The 19210-nt window shown below is 66.2% G+C and carries 24 protein-coding genes; 3 read left to right on the forward strand and 21 right to left on the reverse strand.

Features of this window, described 5'->3' with window-relative positions; all coding sequences use genetic code 11:
• Nucleotides 1–136 precede the first annotated feature (136 nt).
• From AWB68_RS24475 to flgB, 11 genes are all read right to left on the reverse strand, one after another.
• The gene (locus AWB68_RS24475; protein ID WP_087646972.1) at nt 137–898 is read right to left on the reverse strand and encodes a flagellar brake protein; all 762 of its coding nucleotides are present in this window, start codon (nt 896–898) and stop codon (nt 137–139) included.
• Nucleotides 891–1205: a hypothetical protein gene (locus AWB68_RS46800; protein ID WP_125483026.1), complete on the reverse strand. Its 315-nt coding sequence runs from the start codon at nt 1203–1205 to the stop codon at nt 891–893. The genes AWB68_RS24475 and AWB68_RS46800 overlap by 8 nt, the downstream gene beginning before the upstream one ends.
• Nucleotides 1206–1274: 69 nt before the next feature.
• Nucleotides 1275–2312 (reverse strand): flagellar assembly peptidoglycan hydrolase FlgJ, encoded by a 1038-nt coding sequence (gene flgJ / locus AWB68_RS24480; protein ID WP_087646934.1) that lies wholly within the window; start codon nt 2310–2312, stop codon nt 1275–1277.
• 12 nt (nt 2313–2324) lie between these two features.
• Nucleotides 2325–3452, reverse strand: coding sequence for a flagellar basal body P-ring protein FlgI (locus AWB68_RS24485; RefSeq protein ID WP_087646935.1), 1128 nt, complete (start codon nt 3450–3452; stop codon nt 2325–2327).
• 2 nt (nt 3453–3454) lie between these two features.
• Nucleotides 3455–4150 (reverse strand): flagellar basal body L-ring protein FlgH, encoded by a 696-nt coding sequence (locus tag AWB68_RS24490; protein ID WP_087646936.1) that lies wholly within the window; start codon nt 4148–4150, stop codon nt 3455–3457.
• A 49-nt stretch (nt 4151–4199) separates the two neighbouring features.
• Nucleotides 4200–4988, reverse strand: coding sequence for a flagellar basal-body rod protein FlgG (gene flgG, locus AWB68_RS24495; RefSeq protein WP_087646937.1), 789 nt, complete (start codon nt 4986–4988; stop codon nt 4200–4202).
• A 22-nt stretch (nt 4989–5010) separates the two neighbouring features.
• Nucleotides 5011–5763 carry a flagellar basal-body rod protein FlgF gene (gene flgF, locus AWB68_RS24500; protein WP_087646938.1) on the reverse strand — a complete coding sequence of 251 codons (753 nt, stop codon included), beginning with the start codon at nt 5761–5763 and terminating at the stop codon, nt 5011–5013.
• Nucleotides 5764–5804: 41 nt separating this feature from the next.
• Complete coding sequence (gene flgE, locus AWB68_RS24505; RefSeq protein ID WP_087646939.1) at nt 5805–7046, reverse strand: flagellar hook protein FlgE; 1242 nt, start codon at nt 7044–7046, stop codon at nt 5805–5807.
• A 45-nt stretch (nt 7047–7091) separates the two neighbouring features.
• Nucleotides 7092–7817 carry a flagellar hook assembly protein FlgD gene (locus tag AWB68_RS24510; protein WP_087646940.1) on the reverse strand — a complete coding sequence of 242 codons (726 nt, stop codon included), beginning with the start codon at nt 7815–7817 and terminating at the stop codon, nt 7092–7094.
• Between the two features lie 17 nt (nt 7818–7834).
• A complete protein-coding gene (gene flgC, locus AWB68_RS24515) occupies nt 7835–8260 on the reverse strand; it encodes a flagellar basal body rod protein FlgC (protein ID WP_087646941.1) in 426 nt (141 codons plus the stop codon).
• A gap of 25 nt (nt 8261–8285) precedes the next feature.
• On the reverse strand, nt 8286–8783 hold the full coding sequence (flgB, locus tag AWB68_RS24520) for a flagellar basal body rod protein FlgB (protein WP_087646942.1): 498 nt from the start codon (nt 8781–8783) through the stop codon (nt 8286–8288).
• Nucleotides 8784–9043: 260 nt separating this feature from the next.
• Between flgB and flgA the strand changes: the two genes are divergently transcribed.
• The 3 genes from flgA (at nt 9044) to AWB68_RS24535 (ending at nt 11566) form a co-directional block, all read left to right on the forward strand.
• Nucleotides 9044–10477 (forward strand): flagellar basal body P-ring formation chaperone FlgA, encoded by a 1434-nt coding sequence (gene flgA / locus AWB68_RS24525; protein ID WP_087646943.1) that lies wholly within the window; start codon nt 9044–9046, stop codon nt 10475–10477.
• Nucleotides 10478–10668: 191 nt separating this feature from the next.
• A complete protein-coding gene (flgM, locus tag AWB68_RS24530; protein ID WP_087646973.1) occupies nt 10669–10995 on the forward strand; it encodes a flagellar biosynthesis anti-sigma factor FlgM in 327 nt (108 codons plus the stop codon).
• Between the two features lie 127 nt (nt 10996–11122).
• A complete protein-coding gene (locus AWB68_RS24535; RefSeq protein ID WP_087646944.1) occupies nt 11123–11566 on the forward strand; it encodes a flagellar protein FlgN in 444 nt (147 codons plus the stop codon).
• A gap of 18 nt (nt 11567–11584) precedes the next feature.
• On the opposite strand, the gene AWB68_RS24540 is transcribed toward AWB68_RS24535, so the two are convergent.
• The 10 genes from AWB68_RS24540 to gspF all read right to left on the reverse strand — a co-directional run bounded on the left by AWB68_RS24540 (nt 11585) and on the right by gspF (nt 19209).
• Nucleotides 11585–12364, reverse strand: a complete 780-nt coding sequence (locus AWB68_RS24540; protein ID WP_087646945.1) for a type II secretion system protein N — start codon at nt 12362–12364, stop codon at nt 11585–11587.
• Nucleotides 12361–12885 carry a type II secretion system protein M gene (locus tag AWB68_RS24545; protein ID WP_374729602.1) on the reverse strand — a complete coding sequence of 175 codons (525 nt, stop codon included), beginning with the start codon at nt 12883–12885 and terminating at the stop codon, nt 12361–12363. The genes AWB68_RS24540 and AWB68_RS24545 overlap by 4 nt, the downstream gene beginning before the upstream one ends.
• On the reverse strand, nt 12861–14186 hold the full coding sequence (gene gspL, locus AWB68_RS24550; protein WP_087646947.1) for a type II secretion system protein GspL: 1326 nt from the start codon (nt 14184–14186) through the stop codon (nt 12861–12863). Before gspL ends, AWB68_RS24545 begins: the two co-directional genes overlap by 25 nt.
• Before the next feature lie 51 nt (nt 14187–14237).
• The gene (gene gspK, locus AWB68_RS24555) at nt 14238–15350 is read right to left on the reverse strand and encodes a type II secretion system minor pseudopilin GspK (RefSeq protein ID WP_087646948.1); all 1113 of its coding nucleotides are present in this window, start codon (nt 15348–15350) and stop codon (nt 14238–14240) included.
• A complete protein-coding gene (locus AWB68_RS24560; protein WP_087646949.1) occupies nt 15347–16015 on the reverse strand; it encodes a prepilin-type N-terminal cleavage/methylation domain-containing protein in 669 nt (222 codons plus the stop codon). Before AWB68_RS24560 ends, gspK begins: the two co-directional genes overlap by 4 nt.
• The gene (gspI, locus tag AWB68_RS24565; protein WP_087646950.1) at nt 15993–16400 is read right to left on the reverse strand and encodes a type II secretion system minor pseudopilin GspI; all 408 of its coding nucleotides are present in this window, start codon (nt 16398–16400) and stop codon (nt 15993–15995) included. Before gspI ends, AWB68_RS24560 begins: the two co-directional genes overlap by 23 nt.
• Complete coding sequence (locus AWB68_RS24570; RefSeq protein WP_235028483.1) at nt 16400–16891, reverse strand: GspH/FimT family pseudopilin; 492 nt, start codon at nt 16889–16891, stop codon at nt 16400–16402. The genes gspI and AWB68_RS24570 overlap by 1 nt, the downstream gene beginning before the upstream one ends.
• Nucleotides 16892–16963: 72 nt before the next feature.
• On the reverse strand, nt 16964–17428 hold the full coding sequence (gspG, locus tag AWB68_RS24575) for a type II secretion system major pseudopilin GspG (protein WP_087646952.1): 465 nt from the start codon (nt 17426–17428) through the stop codon (nt 16964–16966).
• Between the two features lie 150 nt (nt 17429–17578).
• Nucleotides 17579–17992 (reverse strand): general secretion pathway protein GspC, encoded by a 414-nt coding sequence (locus AWB68_RS24580; protein ID WP_087646953.1) that lies wholly within the window; start codon nt 17990–17992, stop codon nt 17579–17581.
• Entirely contained in the window at nt 17992–19209 is a 1218-nt protein-coding gene (gspF, locus tag AWB68_RS24585) for a type II secretion system inner membrane protein GspF (protein WP_087646954.1), read from the reverse strand. Before gspF ends, AWB68_RS24580 begins: the two co-directional genes overlap by 1 nt.
• Nucleotide 19210: the final 1 nt, after the last annotated feature.

Consider the following 19210-nt stretch of genomic DNA (forward strand, 5'->3'; position numbering starts at 1 on the left):
CTGCTTTCTTTGCTTACTTTCTTTGCAGCAGCAAAGAAAGTGAGTCCCGCCCCGGACAGGGGCAGAGCTAATAAACCGAAAACAAAACAAGTTCCATAGAAGCCTGAGCGCATCAAACGGTGTACACCCCCCTCCCTTACCTGACCAATGACCGCCGCTTCATCTCGAGTTGCGTGATGAGCCGTTGCAGCGTGTTCTCCGCCGATCCCGGCATCGAAGCGAACTTGAACCCGAGGGTATAGCGCCGGTCGCCCTTCGAAGTCGCCGACTGCCGATGCGACACAAGCTTGAGATCAAGCGTCACCTTCCCCGGCGTGCTGAAATGCAGTTCGACATCATGCAGCGTGACGCCCATCGCCAGACTCGCGACGCGGTCATCCATCGTGCGCAACGCAACGCCGCCCAACGACAGATCGTGCACCTCGAAGCGAAAGCGCTCGCCGTCCGGCAGTTCGCCGCAGCAAATATACGGGTCGAGCACCGGCGCCTCGACGCGGAAATACTCGCGCCGCTGCATGTAGTACAGCACCGCGGGAAAGTCGGCTTCGAAAGCCGGACGGCCGTCGAACGTCGTCCGGCGCGCGGTGGTGGTCGAGAACTCGACGCGCACGCCGTCCGGCGCCGCGTGGAAGATCAGCTTGGGCGCGGCGAGCACCTCGGCGTTCTGCTCGGCGACGCCGCCCCAGTCGAAGATGAACGTGTGGGCGGTCACATCGACGTCGAGGAGACGGGTGACGATCTGGCCGCCGTGATACTCGGCCGTCAGGAAATCGCCGCGGTTGGCGAGGTTGCGCAGCGACACGCCGATTTCGAGCGGATTGCTCCGGCCGAAATCGACCGGGGCGGCGGGCCTGGTGTCGTCTGCAACGTCTTGGTCGTGCGTCTGATGATTATTCATGGTGCGAGCCGTGTTCGTTTTGCTCGCGCGCCGCCACGGTTGCCGGCGTCGCGCGTCGAACCGGATCATGTCGATCCGGCACTTCGGTATTCGTATTAGCGGCAAGCGCGGAGAAAAATTTAGGGTTCGCCGCGAAAAATTTCCTGTCCTTCAATCCAGCCGACGGAAACGTTTGCTTTTCCAGGTCCCGCGAGACGCTTTTCCATGCCCGCTGTGGCGCGGTCGGCCGGCGCGCAGCGAAGTCATTTCTTCCTACATGACCACGCTTCGTTGCGTCTCCCACTGCGCTTCGTTCAATCAAAACCATTATCGCCCCGCCGAAATAAAGCAATCGTCGCACCCATCGTGGCGATGGGGAGGCATGCATTGGCGGCGATCAAACAATCTGACGCATGATCGAAATCAGCTTCTTCGCGTACTGCGGGTCCGTCGCGTAGCCGGCTTTCTGCATGCCGTGCGCGAAACCGGCGGCGTCGCGCGACGCCTGGACGACCGGCGCGTAGCGCGGATTGTTCTTCAACACGCTCGCGTAATCCGTCAGTGCATCCTCATACGAATCGTAGGCCCTGAAGCGCTCGACGACCTTCTTCGGCTGGCCGTTCACATATTCGGTCGTCGTCGCGTTGACGGTGCGGCCGGTCCAGTCCTTCGTCGCCTTGACGCCGAAGATGTTGTGGCTCGACGAGCCGTCCGCGTGCTTGATCTCGCGCTTGCCCCAGCCCGATTCCAGCGCCGCCTGGCCGATGATAAAGCGCGCCGGAATGCCGGTCGCGGCGCTCGCGGCCTGCGCCGGCACCGCGAGCCGGTCGACGAATGCGTTCACCGAGTCGGAGCCGTTGCCGCGCGCGGGTGGCTCCAGCGCGCTGTTCGCGCCGTAGCCCGCGCCCGACTGCAGCGACTTGCCTTTTGACGCCGCCGCGTTCGCGTAGGCCTTCGCCATCGCGTTCATCGCCGCGAGGTTGCCGGCGTTCGCGCTGCTGTCGCCGTCCGCGCCCAACGTGCCCAAAGCGCCCGCTGCGCCCGCCGCACCCGCGGCACCCGACGCACCCGCGCCGCCCGCAGTCCGCATCAACTGCTTGAGCATCATGTCCGCGACGCCGATTCCCTTCGACGTCATCTGCTGCGACAACTGCTGGTCGAGCATCGACGTGAAAGACTTGCTTTCGTTCGAGTCGAACGGGCTGTCCGACGGGGTCGCGTCGCGCATGCTCTTGAGCATCATCTGCGTGAAGACGGCGTCGAACTGCTTGGCCGCCGCCTTCAGCCCCTGTTGCGGCGAGGCGTTCGCCTGCGCGCGCATGGCGTCGAAGCCCTGCACGTCGAGTGCAAAACGATTCGACAGGTTGCCGATGTTGCCGCTCGTGTCGGTGGATGCCAGTGCATTGCTGGCGATACCGCTCGCGTTCGAGTTCATGGGCTGCCGTCCTTAAATGATTTCGAGGTCGGCGCGCAACGCGCCCGCCGCCTTCATCGATTGCAGAATGGAGATCAGGTCCGCCGGCGTCGCGCCGAGCGCGTTGAGCGCCTTCACGACGTCCGCGAGATTGGCACCCGCCGACAGCATCTTGAGCGCGCCCGTGTCCTGCTTCAACTGGATCTGCGACTGCTTTGCCGCGACCGTCTGGCCGTTCGAGAACGCACCCGGCTGGCTGACCGCCGTCTGCGTGTTGATGACGACCGACAGGTTGCCGTGCGCCACCGCGCAGTTTTGCAGCGTGACCATCTGGTTCATCACGATCGAGCCGGTGCGCGCGTTCAGAATCACCTTGGCGGCGGCCTGCGAAGGACGCACGTCGATGTTCTCCAGCTGCGCCATGAACGACACCTGCTGCGAAGAATCCTCGGGCGCGCGCAACTGGATCGTGCGGCCGTCGAGCGCGAGCGCCGTGCCCATGCCGAACTGGTTGTTCACGGCCGCGACGATCTTTTGCGTCGTGTCGAAGTCCATTTCGCGCAGTTCCATCTGCATCGTGCCGCCCGCCTGCGTGACGGCGTTCGGCACCGCGCGCTCGACGATCGCACCGCCCGAGATGCGTCCGACCGCAAGCTGGTTCACCTGCACCTTGCTGCCGTTCGCGCTCGCGCCCGCACCGCCGACCACGAGATTGCCCTGCGCCATCGCGTAGACCTGGCCGTCGGCGCCCTTGAGCGGCGCCATCAGCAGCGTGCCGCCGCGCAGGCTCTTCGCGTTGCCGAGCGACGAAACCGTCACGTCGATCGCTTCGCCCGGACGCGCGAACGGTGGCAGCGTCGCGGTCACCATCACGGCGGCGACGTTCTTCAACTGCATGTTCTGCGTGGTCGCGGCGTTCAGCGTAATGCCGAGGTTGCCGAGCATGTTGGTCAGGCTTTGCGTCGTGAACGGCGTCTGCATCGTCTGGTCGCCGGTGCCGTCGAGGCCGACCACCAGGCCGTAGCCGAGCAGCGGGTTGTCGCGCACGCCCTGGAACGAGACGAGGTCCTTCAGGCGCTCGGCGTGTGCGCGCTCGGGAAGCAGCGCGGCAACTGCGAGCGCGGCGAGTCCGATGGCGATGAGTCGGGTAAGGAGATTCATGATCAGAGCGGCGCCAGGTTGAGGAAGAAGCGTTGCAGCCAGCCCATGTTCTCCGCTTCGTCGATATAGCCCTTCGCCGAGTACTCGATCTTCGCGTCCGCGACTTGGGTCGAGAAGACCGTGTTGCTGCCGGAGATGGTCGTCGGATTGACGACGCCGGAGAAGCGCACGAATTCGTTGCCCTGGTTGATGAGCATCTGCTTTTCGCCGCTCACCTGCAGGTTGCCGTTCGGCAGCACGCCGGTGACGGTGACCGTCAGCGTGCCGCTGAAGGTGTTGGCCGCGCTCGCGCCGCCGGTCGCGCTGAACTTGTTCGAGCCCGACGCCGAAAGGTTCGTGTTGTTGAAGAGCCCGCCGAAAACGCCCGGCGAGATCGGCACCGCGAACGCTCCGTTGCCCGCGCGATTCGTATTCGCCGCCGACGACTTGGTCGCGTTGACGTTCTCCGAGATCACGATGGTCAGGATGTCGCCGACATTGCGCGGACGCTGGTCCTCGAACAGCGGCCGGCCTGCGTAGCCCGCGTTGTAGATCGCGCCGGGCGACTGCGAGTTGAGCGGCGGCGCGGGCGGACGGGCCGTCATCGGCTGCGCCGTGATCGGCTCTTTCGGCAGGAGGCCGCACGCGGCGAACGTTGCGCTGAGCGCGAGCGCCGTGGCGATGCGGGAAACCCGGGCAATGGTATGGATTGGCGACATCTCTATGGTCCGTCTGGTCTTGCGGTCGTGCGAGGCTCGAAGCGAAGCCTCAAACCTGCATCTGCGAAAGCGTCTGCAGCATCTGGTCGGACGTGGTCACGGCCTTGCTGTTGATTTCATACGCGCGCTGGGTCTGGATCATGTTGACCAGTTCCTGCACGACGTTGACGTTCGATGCTTCCACATAGCCCTGCTGCAGCGAGCCGGCGCCGTTCAGGCCCGGTTGCGTGACGTTCGGCGCACCCGACGAACCGGTCTCGGAGAACAGGTTCTCGCCGCGCGCATCGAGGCCGGCCGGGTTGATGAAGGTCGCGAGCTGGATTGCGCCGACCGTCACGTTCGCCGTATTGCCCGGTTGCGTGATCGAGACCGTGCCGTCCGAGCCGATCGTCATCGACGTCGCATTCTGCGGAATCGTGATGGCCGGGTTCACCTGATAGCCGCTCGACGTGACGAGCTGGCCCTGCGCATTGGTCTGGAACGAGCCGTCGCGGGTGTAGGCGGTCGTGCCGTCGGGCATCGTCACCTGGAAGAAGCCCTGGCCGTTGATCGCGACGTCCTTCGAGTTGCCGGTCTGCTGCAGGTTGCCCTGCGTGTAGAGGCGTTCGGTCGCGACCTGCTGCACGCCGGTGCCGAGCTGGCTGCCGGAGGCGAGTTCGGTCTGCTGCGTCGAGTTCGCGCCCGGCTGGCGCACCGTTTGATACAGCAAGTCTTCGAACACCGCGCGCGAGCCCTTGAAGCCGTTCGTGCTCACGTTGGCGAGGTTGTTCGAAATCACGTCCATCTGCGACTGCTGGGCGTTCATGCCGGTCGCGGCGATGTAAAGAGAGCGATTCATGATGATGTCCTGTTTAAGCTGCCTAGCTGAAATTGAGCAGCTTGTTGGCCGCTTGGTCGTTCTGGTCCGCCGATTCCATCAGCTTCGTCTGCATCTGGAACTGCCGCGCGTTGGTGATCATCGAGACCATCGCCGCGACCGGGTTCACGTTGCTGCCTTCCAGCGACGCCGGCGCCACGACAACGTTTGGATCAGCCTCGGCCGGATCGCCGTCCGCGGTGCGAAAGAGGCCGTCGTCGCTGCGCGAGAGCGTCGCCGGATCGGGATTCACGAGCTTCAACTGATCGACGACCGCAATTGCCGTGGGCGGGTCGCCGGGGATCAGCGCGGACACCGTGGCGTCCTTGCCGATCGTGACTTCGGCGCCCGGCGGCACGGACAGCGGTCCGCCGTTGCCGAGCACCGGCAGGTTGTTCGCCGTGACGAGCTGACCGTTCTGGTCGACATGAAGATTGCCTGCGCGGGTGTAGGCCTCGCTGCCGTCGGCGGCCTGCACGGAGAGCCAGCCCGGACCCTGGATCGCGACGTCGAGCGGATTGCCGGTCTGCTGGACCGGCCCCGCCGAATAGTCGGCGGTGGGCGTCGAGGACAGCACGAAGGTGCGCGTGGTGCCATCGGCGGCTTCGTTCTCGAACGACATCGGCACCGAGCGGAACGCGGCGAGTTGCGCGCGAAAGCCCGTCGTCGATGCGTTCGCGAGGTTGTTGGCCACCACGCTCTGCTGCTCGAGCGCCTGCGAGGCGCCCGTCATCGCGGTGTAGATCAGACGGTCCATGAATGGCTCTCTCGTATCGGCGATGAAATCAGCCGTGCGTATTACAGGTTGATGAGCGTCTGGTCGACGGTCTGCTGCGTCTTGATCGTCTGCGCGTTCGCCTGGTAGTTGCGCTGCGCGGTGATCAGGTTCACGAGTTCGCTCGTCAAGTCGACGTTCGAGTTCTCCACCGCGCCGCCTTGCAGCGTGCCGTGATTGGTCGAGCCGGGCACCGACACCTGCGGCGCGCCGGAGGCGGCCGTTTGCGCGTACACGTTGCCGCCGAGGTTCTGCAAACCGTTCTGGTTGTTGAAGTTCGCAAGCGCGACCTGCCCGAGCGACTGCGTCTTGCCGTTCGAATAGTTGCCGGTCAGCGTGCCGTCGGTGTTCACCGAGAAGCCCGTCAGTTCACCGGACGTGTAGCCGTCCTGCACCACGTTCGTGACGCCGCTCTTCGCGCCGTACTGCGTCGTGCCGCTGAAGTCCATCGTCATCGTCTGGTTGGTCGCGCCGCCGTCCGCGCCGTTCGGGATCGAGAACGAGAACTTGCTGGTCGAGGTCATGTTGCCCGACGTGTCGAACTGCACCGTGCCGATCAGGCCGTCCGTCGCGGTCGAGGGCGCGGTCGCCGGCACCGGCTGGACCGGGTCGCCGTAGCCCGCGTACGCGTTCCACGAACCGGTCGAGTTCTTCACGAAGTAGACCGACACTTTCTGCGTGCCGCCGAGCGAGTCGTACGTATCGACGGAGGTCGACGCGTTGTAGCTCGTCGCATCGCTGACGCTGAAGGCATTGGTCGGAACCGTGTCCTGCGAATTCAGGTTGAACGCGGCCGTGACGTTCTTGGTCGCCGCGGGTGCGATGTTCGACGTCGGCACGGTCAGCGGCACAGTGCTCGCGCTGTTGATGATGCCTTTCGAGTCCGCCGCATAGCCCATCAGTTGCAGGCCCGAGCTGTTGACGATCTTGCCGGTGTCGTCGAGGTGGAAGACGCCATTGCGCGAGTACACGGTCGAGCCGTTGTTCGACAACTGATAGAAACCGTTGCCGTTGATCGCGACATCGAGCGCCTGGTTGGTCGTCGTGATCGTGCCTTGCGAGAACTGCTGCTGCACTTCCGAGAGACGAGAGCCGATGCCGATCTGGTTGTTGACGGCCGTGGCCATCGAACCGGCGTAGATGTCCGCGAACTGCGCCTGGCCTTGCTTGAAGCCCACGGTGTTCGCATTCGCGATGTTGTTGCCGATGACGTCGAGGTCGCTCGATGCGCCCGACAATCCGCTCAAAGCCTGCTGGTAACCCATGACGGTCTCCGCTTCAGAAATTCGTTGAATTCGATTGAGGTGGTGTTACAGGATCGACGCGACGCTCGTCAGGCCGACCGTCTTGCCGTTCGCGAGCTTGAGGCCCGGCGTGCCATCCGTCTGCTGCACGACGCTTTGCACCTGCGAAGCGGAAAGCGTCGGTGCCGTGGCCGCGGCGCCGTTGATCGTGCCTTGCGCGGTGATCGTGTAGCTGCCATCGGGAAGCGTTGCGCCGTTGGTGTCGGTCGGCGTCCAGTTGGTGACCGGCACCACGCCGGCCGACTGCGCGCCGAGCTTGATCGTGTTGACGATCTGGCCCGACGAGTTCTTCACGACGAGATTCAGGTCGCTCACGTCGTTGGCGAGCTGCACGCCGAAGCTCGACGCCGTGCCCTTCGACACCGACACGTCGCTGCCCGGCGCGAGCACGGTCGAGCCGATCAGCAGCGCGGCCTGCGTCGACTGGCCGGCGGACAGTTGCGTCGCGAGCGAAGTGAGCGACGTGTTCAACTGGCCGATGCCCGTCACCGTGTTGATCTGCGCGAGCTGCGAGGTCATCTGCGAGCTGTCGGCGGGGTTGGTCGGGTCCTGGTTCTTCAACTGCGTCACGAGCAGTGTGAGAAACGTGTTCTGCAAGTCCGACGCCGACTGCGCGCCGGTCTTCGACGTCGACGAGGACGCCGAGGACGAAGAAGAAGTGCCGTTCATGGTGTCGAGCAGCGTCTGCGACACCGTGGTGCCGTTGCTGCCGATCGTGGTGCTGGTGGTCATTGGGGTAGTCCTTGGTGTCAGGTGCCGATCGTCAGGGTCTTGAGCATCAGCTGCTTGGCGGTGTTGAGCGTCTCGACGTTTGCCTGATACGAACGCGACGCGGAAATCATGTTGACCATTTCCTGCACCGGATCGACGTTCGGCAGCGTCACGTAGCCGTCCGGGTTCGCCGCCGGGTTGGTCGGGTCGTAGCTGGTCTTCATCGGCGTCGGGTCGTCGATCACGCCGGTCACCTGCACGCCGCCGACCTGCTGGCCGGAAGCCGTGCGCGCGCCGCCGAGCGGATCGACCGCGAACACGACCTGTTTCGCCTTGTACGGCTGGCCGTCGGGGCCGGTCGTGCTGTCGGCGTTCGCGAGGTTCGAGGCGGTCACGTTCAGGCGCTGCGCCTGCGCGGACATGGCCGAGCCGGCGACGTTGAAAATGTTCATCAGGGATGGCATGGGTTCTCCTTTCGACCTTTTACGCTCAGGTGTTCGACGTGATCGCCGAGAGCATCGACTTGATCTGCGACGACAGCACCGTCATGCCGGCTTCGAAGTGCAGCGCGTTGTCGGCGAACTGGACGCGTTCCGAGTCGAGATCGACCGTGTTGCCGTCGAGCGACGGCTGGTTCGGCACGCGGTACGCGAGACGGCCGTAGTCGTCGGCCGAGCCGCCGGTCGCGTTCAGCGTCGACGTGCCGGACATGTGGCGGGCGGAAGTCGCGGCCATCGACATGCCGCTCGACACGCTGACGGGCTGCGCCATCGCGAGCGGCGCCGCGTTCGACCCCGCGGCGCCCGCGCCCGCACCGCCGGCTTTCTTCAGTGCGCCCGCCAGCGAGCTGGCGAAGTCGACGTCGCGGGCCTTGTAGCCTGGCGTGTCGGCGTTGGCGATATTCGACGACAGCAGTTCCTGCCGATATGCGCGGACGTCGAGCGCTTCGCGGCCGAACGCAAATTCCTTGTCGAGTTTGTCTAGCATCCCGGTTTGCTCCTCTGGCGTTTCAGGTCCCGCTGCGATACGGCTCGCGAGACCTTTTTGCATGACATGCATCTTACGAACGCAGTGCAAGATGCAATCTGACGAATAACCGGGGAAGCGGGCCTCTATTCGGGGCTTGAGCGTGGCGGGCGATATCTAGAATTCATCTCGTGGCTCGCGTTCCGCATTGGCAGCAATGGAGCGACGCCGCGATGGATTCGATGAACCCGGTTTGGCCGTTTGTGCCAGGGAGAGAAGTAATGAGCAGGTCCAGGGCTTCAGACGCCAAGGTGGCCTCGGGTCGCGCCGCGCACCGTGCGGCAAGCCGTTCGATGTTTTCGGTGGCGGGTGGCGTGGCGCTGGCGTTCGGCATCGCGGGCATCGCGGGTAATGCGTTCGCTCAGCAGGACGACGGGCCGATCATGATTCCCGGCAACACTGAAACGAATCCGGCAGCGGTCGCGGGGATGGCGAAAAGCGCGGGGATGATGGGTGGGGCGGGGGCATCGGGTGCGTCGGGTGCTTCTGGTTTGAGTACGCCACGTCCGCGCGGCTACGCGGCCGCTTCCACCGCCGCCGATGCCGCGATGCAGAGCGCAGCGCGCGCCCTCGACGCCCACGCCGACGCCGCCGACGACTCCATGTCGAATGCGAGCGGGATGATCGTCATTCCGGGTCCGGGTGAAGTAAAGAACGCCTCGGCCGCGCAGAAGCCGGCTACGGATGCCAGCGGGATGATCACCATTCCGGGTCCGGGCGAAGGCAAGAACGCCCCGGCCACGTCAAACGCAGTGACGAATCCGAACCTCGCCGGAGCAACGGGCCTGCCGCGCGTGCGGAACTCGCCGGCAACGACGCCCGTGGCGGGCGCACCCGAAAGCGCGAGCATCGCCGCGACCCGGCCGATCCCGGCCTCCACCGCGCGCGATGTGATACCGGTCGTCGTCGCTCCGGAAAGCGCGGCGCCCCTTACCCGCGCCGTTGCGGCCCGCCCGATCGCCGCTGCACCGGCCGCCCCCGTAGCGGCGCGCACCGCGCCTGCGTCCACGGCGCAACCGGCAACCGCAACCACCGCACAAGACGGCGAATCGATCCGCGCCGCCGCGCTCGCCTTCGTGCAGCAGCAAACGGCCGGCCTTCCCGGCAAGCCGGAAATCACCGTGACGCCGGTTTTCCCGCGCGGACTCGCGCCCTGCGTATCGCTCGATCCGTTCATGCCGACCGGCGCGCGGCTCTGGGGCCGCACGACCGTCGGCGTGCGCTGCACGGGCGAGCGTCCGTGGACGCTCTACGTGCAGGTGCGCATCTCGATCAACGCGACCTATTACCTCGCCGCCCGCGCCATCGCGCCGGGCGAAGTACTGACGAGCGCCGACCTGATCGCCCGCGACGGCGACCTGACGACCATGCCGCAAGCCATCGTCACCGATCCGACACAGGCCGTCGGCGCGGTCGCGCTCTCGCGCGTCCCGGCCGGCCTGCCGCTGCGCACTGACATGCTGCGCGGCGCGTCGTCGGTGGCGATCGGACAGAACGTGCACGTCGTCGCCGATGGTTCCGGCTTCTCCATTTCGGCCGAAGGCAGCGCGATGAACAACGCGGCGCCCGGCCAGCAGGTGCGCGTGAAAACGTCCGCCGGACAGATCATCACCGGCATCGTGAAGGACAGCCAGACGGTGGAAATCCGGCTGTGATTTGCCGCGCGGCGCCGCCAATTGTGCGGCACCACGCACTTGTTGCAATTTGTTGCAATTGCCTTAAAGCCAGGCCCAGCAAGGCTGAGCGGGCGGAAGTACCCGGCAGGCCGACTCCCGGACATGAGGTGGGGTAAAGTTTTTACATCGACCCGCCGATAAAGGGATCAACTCGTTCGGGAATGCACATCGTGAAAATCGATTCGAATAGCAACACCAGTCTCGTGGCCCTTCAGGAAGGTGCGCAACGCGCGTCGCAGGCGGATGCGAAGGGTGCCGTGAGCAGCACGCAGCAGTCGGGCACGAACGGCGTGCCGGAATCGACGGTGAGCTTGTCGCCGTTGTCGACGGACTTGCGTACGTCGAACGCGGCGGACATCGACACGGCAAAAGTCGAATCGATCAAGGCAGCGATTCGCGACGGCAGTCTGAAGATCGACTCAGGCAAGATCGCCGACGGCATTCTCGGCACCGCGCGCGACCTGCTGCAATCGAAAACCCCGCCGACCGGCGGCTGAGAAAGGCGTTTCTCACGTGCTCCCAGAGGCACAGCGAACGCTTTCGCATCGTCTCCGACGGTGTCGCCGGGCGGCTTTTTTTAGACCCTGACCGCGTTGTCGCGGTCGAGCGTTTTAGCGAGTCGACATGAAAGACGCCCTGCTTGCCACTGTTATCGATGAAATCGCCGCCGTCGAGGCGTTCGAGTCGCTGCTGGCCTTCGAAGAGAAAGCGCTGATCGCGGCATCGCCGCTGGAAACGCTGCCGTCCATCATCGAGCAGAAAACCGCATTGACCGAACGGATCGCCGGACTTGAGAAGCAGCGCGACGCGCAGCTTGCCGCGCTCGGGTTTCCAGGCGGTTTCGCCGGGATGGAATCGGCGGTGACGAAGGAAGAACGGCTCGTCGAGCCGTGGAAGCTGCTACGCGCCGCCGCCACGCGCGCCAAGCAGGCGAACAACAATAACGGCGTGCTGATCCATACCCGGATGGACTACAACCGCCGCGCGCTCGCTGCATTGCGCGTCGCGCCGGCGAAGTCGGGTTTTTACGGGCCTGACGGCCGCTTGCCGGGCGTGTTGGGGCTGTAGTCCCTACGGCGTCTGAATTCAGCGCGTCAACACGAGCGCGACCGTATTCGGGTCCGTGTGCCGCCCAAGCAGGTTGAGCAATCCCGCGAGATTCTCGCGGGCTTCGGGCGCGGCGCTCGCCGAGCCGCGAAACGAAGTCGATTCCTGCGACAGCGTGCCGTGCCCGTCGAGCATCAGCGGCCCCTTGGCCGTCGCAAGATCGATCGTCGCCGACGAACCCAACGCCTGCACCACCACCCGATACGACCCCAGCGGCTTCACACGCGACACCCGCGAACCGATGTCATCGAGCGTCACGGTCAACTGCCCGTAGGCATTGCGCCCGAGCACGCGCCAGTCGGTCCACGAAAGCCGCACGTTGCCGTCGATATCGAGCGTATTGAACGGCGCGCCGAGACCCGACAGCAGCGCGGCGGGCACGACGATCTCACCCGGCGTCATCGTCGAGCCACGTAGCGAGGCGTCGACGGTGACGGCATCGGGCATCGCCTGCGTCTGGCGCATGACCATGCGCACGCGGCCGGTGACGAGCGGCCAGAACGCCGTCCGCCACTCGACGCGCCCCGGCAACAGCATCGCACCGCTGCCGTCCGATCCCGCCGCCAGCATCAGCGTGGCGGAGCCGTGCCAGAGCGACCCGGCCGGATCGACGAGATTCACGTGCCCGGCGGTCGACTTCGCGAACTGCGGCACGATCCAGGCGGCCGGCAGCATGACCAGCAACGTGGCGCATACCGACACGGCCGCGACGATCACAGGCGGCAAACCGGCGCGCGCGCGGCGCGTCCAATAGCTCATTTCGGGCTGGCCGGTTGCAGCGACGCGGTCAGGTCGACCTGACCGTCGGGCTTGAGCGCCTGAATGTGCGCCTCGGCCACCTGCACCTTGTAGAGCTTGCGCACGTCGTCGAGCCACATCGTCCACTCGGGAAACGACGCGTTCTTCAACTGGATCTGCACCGCCGCGCCGATCACCTGGACCTGCGCCGGCTGCATGCCGTTGTCGGCGAGCGACTTGGCGAGCGCATCCTTCAGCGCGCCGCCCGTCGGCATCACGCCTTCGACAGTTCCCGCGAGCGAGCGCGCCTCGTTGGCCTGCGCGGTCATCTGCGCGAGCTGGCGCTGCATGACCGGCAGGTTCTCCCGCAACCGCGCGCGCCCTTCGTAAGCCGGCGCCCACAGCACGAGATACACGAGCGCGATGGCGGCCACGAGCCCGCCCCACATCAGCAGCGTCTTTTCGCGTTGCGTGCGGCCGTCCCAGAATTCGGCCCAGAGATCGCCGATTTGCTTTTTCACTGACCGCTCCTGATCGTCCATTTGCCGGTATTGCTGTCGATCGCGCCGCTCAGGCCGTTGGCCGTGAGGCGCTTCTGCAGGTCGGGATCGACCTTCGTTTCGGGCTTGAACGTCACTTCCAGCCGGCGATCGCGATAGTCGAGCCCGGCGATGCCGTTCACCGGCACGGGCCCGAGCGAGCGCGCGAGGCCGTCGGCGAGAGACAGGAAATCCGTCGGCGAAAGCTCGCCCGCCGCGACCCTCAGCCGTTCGAGCTGGCGCGACATCTGGTCGGGGGCGTCGAGCACGACGGTGGTTTTCGGGAACGCGTTGAGCAGCAGTTCGGTCATCTGCGCGTTGATCGCGTCGCGCTGGCGGGCAAGCTGCAGCCACTGCGCGTTGACCCCGATGACCGACACGACGACCGACGCCGCCACCAGCGCGATCGGCACGCGCAGACGCCGCATCGTCGCGCGGTCGAGGCGCCACGGCTGCGCGGCGAATTCGAACTGGCACAGGTCGAAGCGACACGCGAGCGCGTTGCGCGCGAGCGCCTCGAAGGCAAGCGGCTGCGCGCCCTTGTACCGGCTGCTGGCGGCGGCGAGACGCGGCTCGGCGCCCGGCACGCCGGCGAGCGAATACAGTGCGCCGGGACGGTCGCCCGCGAGCGCGGTCAGCGTGGGCATGACGGCGTCGGCGGGAAGCGCCAAGCCTTCGCCGAGCGCCGAGTGCTCGCCGCGCGCAATCGCGATTTCGACGAGCGGCGCCGAGGGCGTGAGTGTCTCAAGCGGCTCGACCCGCGCCGCGACGTCGCCGATCAACGCGGGCGCGGTCGATACGACCTCGCCGAGCACGGCGGCGATGAACGGCTCCGGCACCGGCGGCTCGCCTTCGACGGCCGCGAGCGCCGGCAGGCAGCGCATCGCCGGGACGGCCTTCACGCTGCGATGCCCGCTGCTCGCGAACGCGCTCAGCACGAAGCGGAACCAGCCGCGATCGATCACCGCCAGCACGCGCCGTCCGCCTTCGAGCGCCACGGGATCGACGGCGATGTGACACGTCTGCGGGTCCTGGATCAGCTGATCCTCGACGACGTTCGGCAGCGCCTGCCGGAGCTTCTGCGCCTTGAGCGGCGGCAGCGGCGTCGCCAGCAGCAGCAAGTCGCGCGCGGCGACGATCAGCACCGTCGCGCTCGCGCGCGGCAAAAGCCCGAGCGCAGCGCGGCCGGCGCGCTGCGTCTCGCCGCGCTTGTCGACGAGCAGGAACGGCAGTTCCGGCAATTGCCACTCTTCCGAGCGCACCGCCGGATCGCGCGGCGGGAGTAGGACGATCAGTGTGCTCAAAGGCCGCTCTCTCTCATCGTTGGACGTTCAAACTTTCAACCATGCGTACGTTCAATTCTGGTCGCGAACATAGACGATGCGTGTCGTATGCGTCGTCGGATCGCGATAGATCAGGGTCGTGCGGTCCACTTGCGCGCGTTCGTGCTCGATGCGCCCGTGGATCAGGAAATAGCGCGTCGTCACGTCGAGCAGGTTCGGATCGATCGACACCGCCTGCACGCCCGCGCCGTTCAGCGCGAGCTGGACGTTGCCGACGTCGTGGAAAAACACCGTCTCGCGGCGCGCGACGAACGCCTGCGCCTGCGAGAGATTCATGCCCTGCACCACCGCCGCGATCACTTCCGCTGGCGCCGTGTTCATGTTGACGGCCGTCGTGGTCGGCAGCACGGTGACGAACGGGCGCAGCCGCTCCACCGCTTCCGGCGTGAAGCCGGGCACGTCGAGCAGAGAATCGACGGTGATCGCCTGTAGCGGCGCGACCGGCGCGTTGCTGTCGGCGTCCTTCAGGCCGGGATCGTCGGTGAAATTGCCGCCGCCGGTGCCGCCGCCCTGCGCAATCTGGGTCATGACCGATTGCGGCGTCGAGGCCGTCGTCGTCGATTGCGTCTGGAAGCGCGTCGCCGATTGCGCGAGGCCCGCGCGAATCTGCAGCGCCGTCGTCTTCGCCAGCGACCCGTTCAGCCCGAGCAGCGCAAGCAGCCGCTGGAACGACGCAATCTGCTCGGCGTTGATCGTCAGCACGCCGGGCGCCGGCGTCGAGACGAGATTGCGCAGGTTGAACTTCGCTTGCGCATCCTCGATCGATCCCGACAGATACGTCTGCGCGCCCTGCTCCGCGCGCACCTCGCCGATCTGGCCGAGGAAATCCGAGAGCCGCGTCTTCGCGATCGGCACGCCCCAGACACCGCCGAGATACGTGACGGTCGGCGACGTATCGGCTTCCGAGCGCAGGATCAGCCGCGTCCAGTCGAGCGCGCTGCGCGAAATCCAGTTCGCCTGCGCGAGCAGCCGCTGGTTCTCGATGCGGCGGATCTGCACTTCCTGCCGCCACAGCATGCCCGACACGAGAATCGCCGACAGCGCGACCACCAGCAGCGCGCTGATGATCGCGACGCCACGCTGGTTCCCGGTGGACGGAGAAAGCGAAGAGGCGCGCATCGTCATTCCCCGACCAGGAAGACGCGCGTGAGCGGCGTCTGGAGGTTCGGCGCGCCGACCGCGACCTGGATGCCGGTGACGGCGCGCTCGAGCGGCGCGCCGCCGAGTTGCGGCACTTTCAGGTTGTTGTCGTTCTCCGTGAGCTTCGAGACGACATCGCCCATCTGCATCGTCCAGCCTTTCTGCGGAATGTAGACGCGCACCGCGAACGACGTCACGCCGCCCATCAGCGGCACCGCGCTCCAGCCGTCTGAACTGTCGCTCGCCGAAAGCCCGCGGCGCACTTCGCCCACGTTCGCCAGCGGCGGCGACGCGAAACGCACGATGCGCCCGCCCGACAGCCGGTAGCGCACCACCTGCAAGCGCGGCGCCACGCCCGGCGCGAACATGCCGCGCACGATCTGCAAGCCGTTGCCGCGAATCGAAATCGCCGTCTGGCCGGTTTCGTCGTCGCTCGCGGCCTGGCGCGCGTCGATGCGCATCTGGTCGAAAAGCTGCGCGACGACGCGCTCGTCCTCCATCGCGTTCGTGATCGCCGTACGCCCGCGGATCACCTGGTCGAGCCCGCGCCACGACAACACCGCGATCACCGCCAGGATCGCGATGGCGATCAGCATTTCGATCAGCGTGAAGCCGCGAGCGCGCCGCTCAGAGCGAACGATTCGTTTCATTCGCCACCACCGTCACCATCTGCGCGAGATTGCCGGGGCGCCCCGGCGTCGCGACGAACATCTCGACGCGGCGAAAAATCGGATTCGGCGTCGCGCTCACGCGCTGCGTGCAGACGAGCCGCAGATTCCCCTGCGAGCAATCGAAACTGCGCGAGCCGATCTCGGGCCACCTATGCGACAGGCGCATTTGCGCGAGTTCATTGTCGGCGCTCCAGCCCGCGAGCAGCCGACGATGCAGGTCCGCCTCGCCGGTCGCGAGCGCGCCGACCGCTCGCAGCGACGCCGCCAGCGCAATCGCGATGATCGCGAGCGCGATCAGCACTTCGATCATCGTAAAGCCGCGCGGACGGGGCGAAGGAGAACGGGGGGCTTGGCGGGCTTCCATCAGCGCACCTGATAGCGGCCGTTGCCGGTCCCGAAGACCGTCGCGCGGCCAGCGGGCGACACGAGCGTGACTTCCATCGGCGTATCGATCGCTTCCGTGCCGAACACGAGCCGTCCGACCGACTTGTCGGTGCCGGCAAACTGGATCGTCACGCCGGTCACGCCGCCTTCCCAGCGGCGCGCGCGAAACAGGTCGTCGCGCAACGGGCGCCAGCCGTCGTCGGTGCGCACGTCGAAGCGAAAGCCGCCATCGAGCGGTTGCCACGCGATCGGCCGCGCGCGCACCTGCGCTTCGTCGCCGGCGGATTCGAAGAGGAGCGCGAGGCGCTGCGCCTCTTCGTTGAGATCGGTGCGCGGGTTGCGCGTGAGTTGCAGCGAGGCAAGCGACACGAGCAGGCCCGCGATCACCAGCACGACCAGCATTTCCAGTAGCGTGAAGCCGCCTTGAGCCCGCGCTTTCGCGTGCGAAAGCGCCCTGCTTGTGACTGTCACGCGGATGGGCCTGTGCCGTTCACTCACTCTCGCTCACTCACTCTCACTCACACCCGCTCGCTCGATGCTGGCTTACTGCCAGGAGCCGACGTCGGCATCGTTGCCCTCGCCGCCCGCCTTGGAGTCGGCGCCGTAGCTGAACACGTCGATTTCGCCATGCACGCCCGGATTCAGGTACTGATACTGGCCGCCCCACGGATCGTTCGGCAGGCGCTCGAGATAGCCGCCGTCCTTCCAGTTGTTCGGAACCGGATCGGTCGACGGCTTTTCGACGAGCGCGCGCAAGCCCTGCTCCTGGGTCGGATAGCGGCCGTTGTCGAGGCGATACAGCTTCATTGCCTGCATGATCGTGCCGATGTCCTGCCTGGCCGCGACGCGACGCGCCTCGTCCGGGCGGCTCATGATCTTCGGCACGATCAGCGCGGCGAGAATGCCGAGAATCGCGATCACCACCATGATTTCGATCAACGTGAACCCGCGTTGGCGGCGTGCCTGCGCCGTCGAAAGTTCCATGCGGCGTTTCGTCCACATTTGCATGACTACTACCTCGTTTCGATGAAGATGTTGTTCGTTCGAAGGGCGCCCGATGCGCCGGTGAAAAGTCCCACGCCGGTTTTGCCGCGCGGGCAGGAAAGCATTCTATAGGTCTGCGCGGCGCCTGCTTTCAAACGCCTTGACCGAACCCGGTCAGCGCACGTAAATCGTCGGGCCGGGCGGGTTCTGGGGCAGGAACACCTCCGATTTCGCGCCGTTCCGGTCGATGATGATCGAGCGCGCGCGCACTTCCGAAAGCTTCACGCCTTGCGTGAGCGGCCCGCCGAGCGAGACCGCGCGCGCCGGCTCGCCGCCGTAGCTGACGATCGCCGCCGCGCCGTGGCCCAGCGCCAGGATGCCGAACAGATGCACGTCCTGGTTGGCCTGCCGTTGCAGTTGTCCGCCGAAGATCGTCGCGGCCTGCTCGACCGACGGCGCGCGCGCCGCCTCCGCGGCCGGCAGCGGCGCGGTCTGGCGCGAGGTCAGCGTAACGATCCAGTAAGTCAGCGTCACGCAGAAAAGAGCCAGCGCGGCGAGCGTCAGGAGGCGGGTTTGCAGGGCGTTCATTACTGCACCAGATTGTTCAGTTCGATGATCGGCAGCATCACGGCCAGCACGATCACCAGCACGATGCCGCCCATCGCGAGGATCAGCAGCGGTTCGAGCAGGCTGGTCAGGAACATCGTGCGGCGTTCCAGTTCGCGCGCTTCGCCTTCGGACGCGCGGTCGAGCATCGTGGTGACGTCGCCGGTCGCTTCGCCCGAGCGGATCAGGTGCACGAGCACCGGCGGAAACGTCTTCGTATTGCCGAGCGCGCGCGACAGCGACGTGCCTTCGCGCACGCGCACGATCGCGTCGTCGACGTTTGCGCGCATCGCCTTGTTGCTGAGCGTTTCGCCGGCCGCCTGCAGCGCGCGCAGGATCGGCACGCCGGCGGCGGTCAGGATCGCGAGCGTGCTTGCAAAACGCACGGTGTTGTAGCCGCGCACGAGCTTGCCGACGAGCGGCGCGGTGAGCAGCCACCGGTCGAATGCCGTGCGCGGGCCGGGCCGCGCGAGAATGCGCTTCACGATCCAGCTGACCAGCACGACGCCGATCAGCACCGCCCACCAGTAGCTGCGCACGAAGCCGGAGAGCGCCATCATCATGATGGTGAGGAACGGCAGCGACTGCTTGGTGCTGGCGAACACGTTCACGACCTGCGGCACGACGTAGCTCAACAGGAACGTGACGATGCCGAACGCGATCACCGTGACGACCGCCGGATAGGTGAACGCGAGCACGATCTTTTGCTTCAGCGCGTTGCGCTGCTCGATGTAGTCGGCGAGACGCGACAGCACGAGTCCGAGCTTGCCGGTGTGTTCACCGGCCGCCACCAGCGCGCGATAAATCTCGGGAAAGTCGCGCGGATGCTGCTCGAGCGCGTTCGCGAACGAATGCCCGCCGAGAACTTCGGCGCGGATCGCGGCCATCAGTTCGCGGATGTAGTCGCGCTCCGACTGCTCGGTCAGCACCGCGAGCGTCTCGCCGAGCGGCAAGCCCGCGATCAGGAGGCTGGCGAGCTGGCGCGTGAGAATCGCCTGCTCGCGCTGCGAAAGCCGTCGTCCGAGCGACAGCCGGTGCTGGCGCTCGCCGCGCGTGCGGCTGCCGGCCGGCTCGACGACGAGCGGCGTCAGCCCTTGCGTGCGCAGATGGCCGCGCGCGGAGCGGGCGCTGTCGGCATCGAGCACGCCTTTTTGCGTCTTGCCCGCCTGGTCGATCGCTTCGAATCGGAACGCCGGCATC

This window comes from Caballeronia choica, from assembly GCF_001544535.1.
Taxonomy (GTDB): Bacteria; Pseudomonadota; Gammaproteobacteria; order Burkholderiales; family Burkholderiaceae; genus Caballeronia; species Caballeronia choica.

Bases quoted from the DNA above. Each gene is read 5' to 3' on its own strand.
- AWB68_RS24485 (WP_087646935.1), bottom strand. From the start codon at position 3,452: ATGAATCTCCTTACCCGACTCATCGCCATCGGACTCGCCGCGCTCGCA.
- AWB68_RS24510 (WP_087646940.1), bottom strand. From the start codon at position 7,817: ATGACCACCAGCACCACGATCGGCAGCAACGGCACCACGGTGTCGCAG.
- AWB68_RS46800 (WP_125483026.1), bottom strand. From the start codon at position 1,205: ATGGTTTTGATTGAACGAAGCGCAGTGGGAGACGCAACGAAGCGTGGT.
- flgF (WP_087646938.1), bottom strand. From the start codon at position 5,763: ATGGACCGTCTGATCTACACCGCGATGACGGGCGCCTCGCAGGCGCTC.
- flgJ (WP_087646934.1), bottom strand. From the start codon at position 2,312: ATGAACTCGAACGCGAGCGGTATCGCCAGCAATGCACTGGCATCCACC.
- AWB68_RS24580 (WP_087646953.1), bottom strand. From the start codon at position 17,992: ATGAACGCCCTGCAAACCCGCCTCCTGACGCTCGCCGCGCTGGCTCTT.
- AWB68_RS24545 (WP_374729602.1), bottom strand. From the start codon at position 12,885: ATGGACGATCAGGAGCGGTCAGTGAAAAAGCAAATCGGCGATCTCTGG.
- flgB (WP_087646942.1), bottom strand. From the start codon at position 8,783: ATGCTAGACAAACTCGACAAGGAATTTGCGTTCGGCCGCGAAGCGCTC.
- AWB68_RS24560 (WP_087646949.1), bottom strand. From the start codon at position 16,015: ATGAAACGAATCGTTCGCTCTGAGCGGCGCGCTCGCGGCTTCACGCTG.
- AWB68_RS24490 (WP_087646936.1), bottom strand. From the start codon at position 4,150: ATGTCGCCAATCCATACCATTGCCCGGGTTTCCCGCATCGCCACGGCG.
- gspF (WP_087646954.1), bottom strand. From the start codon at position 19,209: ATGCCGGCGTTCCGATTCGAAGCGATCGACCAGGCGGGCAAGACGCAA.
- AWB68_RS24540 (WP_087646945.1), bottom strand. From the start codon at position 12,364: ATGAGCTATTGGACGCGCCGCGCGCGCGCCGGTTTGCCGCCTGTGATC.
- AWB68_RS24475 (WP_087646972.1), bottom strand. From the start codon at position 898: ATGAATAATCATCAGACGCACGACCAAGACGTTGCAGACGACACCAGG.
- gspK (WP_087646948.1), bottom strand. From the start codon at position 15,350: ATGACGATGCGCGCCTCTTCGCTTTCTCCGTCCACCGGGAACCAGCGT.
- flgE (WP_087646939.1), bottom strand. From the start codon at position 7,046: ATGGGTTACCAGCAGGCTTTGAGCGGATTGTCGGGCGCATCGAGCGAC.
- flgG (WP_087646937.1), bottom strand. From the start codon at position 4,988: ATGAATCGCTCTCTTTACATCGCCGCGACCGGCATGAACGCCCAGCAG.
- gspG (WP_087646952.1), bottom strand. From the start codon at position 17,428: ATGCAAATGTGGACGAAACGCCGCATGGAACTTTCGACGGCGCAGGCA.
- flgC (WP_087646941.1), bottom strand. From the start codon at position 8,260: ATGCCATCCCTGATGAACATTTTCAACGTCGCCGGCTCGGCCATGTCC.
- AWB68_RS24535 (WP_087646944.1), top strand. From the start codon at position 11,123: ATGAAAGACGCCCTGCTTGCCACTGTTATCGATGAAATCGCCGCCGTC.
- flgA (WP_087646943.1), top strand. From the start codon at position 9,044: ATGAGCAGGTCCAGGGCTTCAGACGCCAAGGTGGCCTCGGGTCGCGCC.
- gspI (WP_087646950.1), bottom strand. From the start codon at position 16,400: ATGGAAGCCCGCCAAGCCCCCCGTTCTCCTTCGCCCCGTCCGCGCGGC.